Raw genomic sequence first — 6,091 nt, forward strand, 5'->3', positions numbered from 1 at the left:
TATATAAATAGTTGATTCATAATATCATACAACAGCACTAAAAATGCCAAAAACAGGGTTTCGAGACGAAAGAAAAGGAAGGGTAAATTAGAGAATTAGTCTATTTGAAAGTTAGGAAATTTGGAATTTAATAAATGCAAAAGTGACTTATTGGAGGTTTCGGGAAGACTTTAAAAGAAATGGAAGGAAGGGGATAGTAGGAGGTGCAAAGGTTAAATGAATTCGACGAGAGGTAATATAGTGATGCAAAAGCGATTGAAAAAATAGTATTCTGTTATATTTAACAGATGTTAAATTAAGCATTTTTATAAGTTTAATATTAATATTATTTAGATTTGTTTTATATAATTCAAAAAAAGTACTACCTTTGCAGTCCTATTTAGTGAAGAATGAAAAGTAAAAAGAAATATACACAATCATTAGGATACCAAAGGTTCATCTCTTTGGCACTCATTGCTTTTCCTATTTTTTGCTCGGCTCTTTACGCTCAAACTGCAGCAACTCTCACTACTGTTTCTCCTACTACTATTTCTGATACTACACAACCTATTCAGTTAGAAGAAGTGATAGTAACTGCTAAAGAACTTCCTGCACCTACTTCTACTTCGCTTATTGATCGCAAGGCAATGCGACACCTTCAGCCTTCTAGCTTTGCCGATTTGGTGAGTTTGCTCCCTGGTCGGCAAGTTACGACTCCCTCATTGAATTATGCCAATACGCTCACTCTCAGGCAGACAGGAACGCCTATGGACGGCTATAGTATTTCCTCTTTAGGCGTAGGCTTCAATATTGATGGTGTTCCCTTAGATGTGAATAGCAATATGCAATCTACGGTAGGTACCGGAATGATTATCACCCCTCAATCGAATTACGCCGATGAGAAGCGCAACACTACCCGATCAGGGGTAGATATGCGCACTATTGCTACCGATGATATTGAAACAGTGGAGATTATACGTGGTATTCCATCGGTGAAATTTGGTGACATCAGCAGTGGGGTAGTAACAATTCACCGCCAAAAAGGCTATACTCCCCTTAGGGCGCGTGCCAAAGCCGATGGGTTTAGCAAACTTTTCTATGTAGGCAAAGGCTTTGAACTTACTGAAAATCGCCTCAAACTCAACTTCAGTTTGGATTATTTAGATTCCCAACCCGACCCACGTAACAGCTTCGAAAACTACAAACGTTACACTGCTTCGGCTCGTGCCGAAAAACGCTTTGATACCGAAAATCCGCTTACGTGGAATTTTAGCATCGACTATACGGGTACTATCGATAAGGAAAAGCGCGACCCCGATGTGGGCTTCGATCGCTATGACGCTTATCAATCTACTTACAATAATATCCGCATTGCCAATGGGCTGAGTTGGGAGTTCCCTAAAACATTCTTCAAAGCATTGGCACTCAAAACTAGTTACTCACAGAGTTTCGACCGTATTGAGCAAGATAAATGGGTGCAAATCACCAATGCACGCCCCGTTTTCACAAACACAGAAGCTGGTGAATTTTATGGGGTATTCTCCGATCCTCACTATGTGTCGCATTTGCTCGTCGATGGCAAACCGCTACACCTCTATGCCGACCTCTCAACGACTTCTTATAAGCTATTCTCGGGCTATCGCAACGAATTGCTAATCGGACTTACTTACAACTACAACAAAAACAACGGTCTGGGGCAGGTATACGATTTAGCGCACCCTCCATCACCCGAAATGGACACCCGTCCGCGTGCTTTTAAGAGCATTCCTGCAATGCAAGATATGGCTTTTTACGTTGAAGAGCAGTTAGAAAAAACTTTTTGGCATACCCAATTTCTCGTGCGTGCTGGTTTGCGTGCCAACACCCTTTTAGGACTCGATTCACGCTACGCATTGCATAACAAGGTGTGTTTCGACCCACGCGTGAATATGAAAGTTACTTTCCCTAAAATTGAGTTTGCTAACCAAAAAGCTCTCAGTATCAGTCTTACAGCAGGTTGGGGAAAACACAGCAAACTTCCCACTCAAGAAATGCTCTACCCTCAAGATAAATACGAAGATTTTGTTCAGCTAAATTACTATCACAGTCAAAAAGCTTACCGCCAATTACACTACAAAACTTACATTTTCCCGCAAGTGAACTACAGCATTATGCCCGCGGTGAACAGCAAAGCCGAAGTGCGCCTTGGCTTGGAATACGACCATCATTCGCTGTTTATCACCTATTTCGACGAGCGTATGCAATCGGGTTTCCGAAAAATGAGCGATTATCACAAGGTATTCTATAAAAAATACGATGCTACAGGGCTCAATCACAATGCGATTACTGCCCCTCCTTTGGTAGAAAATCTGCCCTATACAGTGCAAGACGCCCTGATACTCTCAGATATGGAGAGCAATGGTTCGGCTATCGATAAACAAGGGGTGGAATTTCAGTACAGTAGCAAGCGCCTACAATTGCTCAACACTCGCTTTACCCTTAGTGGTGCGTGGTTTCACAGCTTGTATTACAACTCATTACCTGTATATCGTCCTGCCGATAAAGATATCATTAACAACCGCAAATATTACAATCTGGGAGTATATCCTGAAATGGAGAAGTACGACTGTGAACAGTTACAAACCAGTCTCGTAGCCGATACTTACCTCCCTGAACTGCATCTCATCACCTCTGTGCGTTGCGACCTCACTTGGTATGTTATCAACAGCAGTCCATCTCTTAGTCGTGTGCCCACTCACTACATCAGTGAAGATGGTGTGCGTCACCCATATACAGCGACAGAAGCGAGTGATCCCGTATTACAATGGCTCATACGCCCTACAACTATAAGTCTCAGTGATAGAACTCCACTATCAATGAACATACATCTAAAAATATCAAAAGAATTCTATAAATACTTTACCCTTTCGATATATGTAAACAATCTGTTCAACTTTTACGAGGACTACCGTGTGAACAGACAATACATCAACCGTCGTGGACTCATCAACCCCTATTTTGGAATGGAGATGAACATTTCTTTAGGGAAGAGTAAATTAGCAAATTAATAAATTAACATATTATGAGACATTTAAAACAACTTTTAGCTTTAGCACTTACTTTAGTGCTCTTAAACGCTTGTAAGAAGGATGATGATAATATCAACACCATTGTTACAACACGCAATCTTACCCTTCAGCTACAAAATCCTGATAAGGTAACCAATGTTCGGTATGGTACGCTCACCCTTACTCTTACAGAACTCAACAAGAATGAGAAAGTAGAACGTATTTTTACCAATCTTTCTCAAAATGAATTAACCCTTCCTCTTTTGATGGGGAGCTATGAACTGCGCATTGCCACCACTGCTACTTATACCCTTGATGGCAAGACCGTAGCAGGTGAACTCAGTGCTTTCGTTAGCAAAATAGATGTACTTAGTGATAGCTCTTTTAAAGTACCTTTATCTATCAAAGCTAAAGGTAATGACTTTATTATAGAAGAAATCTTTTTTGTTGGCACTTTAACTCCTGAAGGAAAACAATACTTTGGTGACCAGTATATCAAACTTTATAACAATACTGATAAAGTGCTTTACGCCGATGGTTTGGTATTAGCAGATTCTAAGTTTTTAACGGTAACCAAAAGAGATTACACTCCCAATATAATGAAAGAAGCCTTTGCAGTAGAAGGTATGGTGCAAATACCTGGTACAGGCACTCAATATCCCGTGCAACCAGGTGCTTCTATTGTTATTGCTGAACAAGGAATTAACCATAAAGAAAACAATCCTAATTCTTTAGATTTGAGCAAAGCTAACTTTGAGAATTATTATCCTCCAAGAGTAAAAGATATAGATAGCCCTACTGTTACCAATAATATCAATTTGTATGGTATTCTCATATTCAATAATCGAGGTAATAGAAGCTATGTGATAGCCCGTTTTCCAGAAGGTACTGCTACTTCTACTCTTAGATATGACTATGAATATGAAGTTAATGTTAAAGGCAAAATAGTTAAAAAGACAGGAAGTACGTTGAAAATTCCTAATGAGTGGATAGTAGATGCCGTAAATCTAAGTACTGAAAAAGGTTTCGAATGGTTGGTGACCGATACTTCTTTGGATTCAGGCTATACTTATGTGACTAAAGATGAGGAAGACAAAACTCGTTATGGCAAATCTGTACGCCGTAAGGTTCTTTCTGAAAACAATGGTAAGCCTATCTTTAAAGATACTAACAACTCTACTGAAGATTTCGAAATTCTCACTACACCTACACTTAAAAAGTGAAAAGTGAAGAGTGAAATATTGCTTTTGCAGATTTAACTTTGCCAAAGTTAAACTTTGGCAAAGTTTGTAGCATTTTTTATTGACAAATCAATGAATTAGAATTGACACATCGTCCACTCAACATATTATTTTTATTTTTCTTCTGCGAGATGATTGCCTGGGGGCAAGATACTATTGATACTCTCCTGCTGAAACTGAAAGAGCAACAAAGTGTTCAACGCATTTATAAAGCTTACTTTCAGAATCCGGCAACAATGACAGATTGGGGGAAATATCGCTTTTCGTCGGTGCAAACAACTTACGAGGGAAGCGATAAGCAGGCGTATGCCCAACAGTATCCTGAGGGTCATACTGCTTTCTCAGTAAAGGCGAACTCTTATTTTCCTTATGACAGCACGCGTACGCTTTGGGGTGATGCGTCGTATATAAATCGAACCCTAAAGCACATTCGCTGGAACGAGTCGTTAGATGGTGAGTTGCTGTATCCTTACTTCACTGCTGATGCCATAGGGGGAGATTTGCACAGCGAACAATACGTCTTTACGGGTGGTTTTGCCAAACAATGGCAACGCCTGCATTGGGGTATCTCTTTGAATTACCAAGCTGAATTAGCAAGTAGGGATAAAGACCCGCGTCCTAAGGATATTACTTCGCAATTGCAATTGCAATCGGGTTTTATGTGGAAGGTAATGCAGTGGAAGATGGGTGTTTATGGCACTTTTGTGAAATATACCCAATCAAACGAACTGAGGTTCTTTAACGAATTAGGGGTGCCTACAGTGTATCACCTCAATGGCTTGGGGTATTACAACCATTTGCTGAAAGGCAATAAACTGAGGGCTTTTTACGAAGGTTATGGTTATGGTGGAGGAATGACAATCAGCAGGACGGACGACTTTTTTCTCACAGGGGATTACCATCAACTGACGATTGAGAAGTATATGACTGATGACAATGGGATTGTTGCAGTAACCCTGACCAATAGGGTACTCAATACAGAACTTACCAAATTGTTTCGTCGTGCTCACTATCACTACGGATTCAAATTAGGATATTATCAGCAAAGTAAAAAGGGCGTAGAGCCTATCCTCTCGGGACGCAATAACAATTGGACGGAGGTTATTGCGAAGAACAAAAACTATACCCTTAAATGCGAGCAATATCAGTTAGGTATGCTTTTTGGGTTCGACAATGCTGTGCAGTATCGTATAATGCCTTATGTGAGTTATGAAACTTATCGTGAGGATTATACTTTAGTGAGGAGTTTTCAGCATTTTGATTATCTGAATGTTGGAATGACGATAAGTGTTGTAGCACCCTTAGGGGAGAAGAGTATAGGGGTAACAGGCGTGCAGTATCAGTATCGGAAAGTATTACACGAGAATTATCTATTGCGCAATGACCGCAATGAAGCTGAGCTCAGCACAATGCTTTTGCACAATGCCCGCTTTCTTGCCTTGGATAGACAGCGTTTTGAGGTGAGTTTGCAATACCATCACAAACTTTCGCCTTCATTAAGCTATTTTGTAGGATTTAACAGTGAAATAGGAGTATTTACGAGTCAAAAAGTGAATATTTTTCATCAATTTAGTTTAGGGCTTACTTTCTGAGTTTGATATAAGGGGGAGTACTATGCGAGCAGTGGGTTATTAATTAGGAAATTAGGAAATGTAGAAATTAGGAAATTAGGAAATGTGGGAATTAGTTGGAGAATTTCGGAGAGACTCAGAGAAGGGGGTTTAGACTTCGGAGGAAAACGAAAAATATCAGAAGTGGACTGAGAGGGATTTTGAAGGAAAAAGGGTATTAGGAGGGTGTGGTTAGCTTATAGAGAGCTTATAG

3 protein-coding genes are annotated in these 6,091 nt (G+C 40.0%); all 3 read left to right on the plus strand.

Going from position 1 to position 6,091, the window contains the following annotated elements; all coding sequences use genetic code 11:
• Positions 1–389 precede the first annotated feature (389 nt).
• The 3 genes from HMPREF9078_RS00400 (at position 390) to HMPREF9078_RS00410 (ending at position 5,859) form a co-directional block, all read left to right on the plus strand.
• A complete protein-coding gene (locus tag HMPREF9078_RS00400; protein ID WP_009418736.1) occupies positions 390–3,026 on the plus strand; it encodes a TonB-dependent receptor plug domain-containing protein in 2,637 nt (878 codons plus the stop codon).
• Between the two features lie 14 nt (positions 3,027–3,040).
• On the plus strand, positions 3,041–4,249 hold the full coding sequence (locus HMPREF9078_RS00405) for a DUF4876 domain-containing protein (protein ID WP_009418737.1): 1,209 nt from the start codon (positions 3,041–3,043) through the stop codon (positions 4,247–4,249).
• A 149-nt stretch (positions 4,250–4,398) separates the two neighbouring features.
• Positions 4,399–5,859: a DUF6850 family outer membrane beta-barrel protein gene (locus tag HMPREF9078_RS00410; protein WP_009418738.1), complete on the plus strand. Its 1,461-nt coding sequence runs from the start codon at positions 4,399–4,401 to the stop codon at positions 5,857–5,859.
• Positions 5,860–6,091: the final 232 nt, after the last annotated feature.

The organism is Capnocytophaga sp. oral taxon 380 str. F0488 (assembly GCF_000318255.2).
GTDB classification, from domain to species: Bacteria; Bacteroidota; Bacteroidia; order Flavobacteriales; family Flavobacteriaceae; genus Capnocytophaga; species Capnocytophaga ochracea.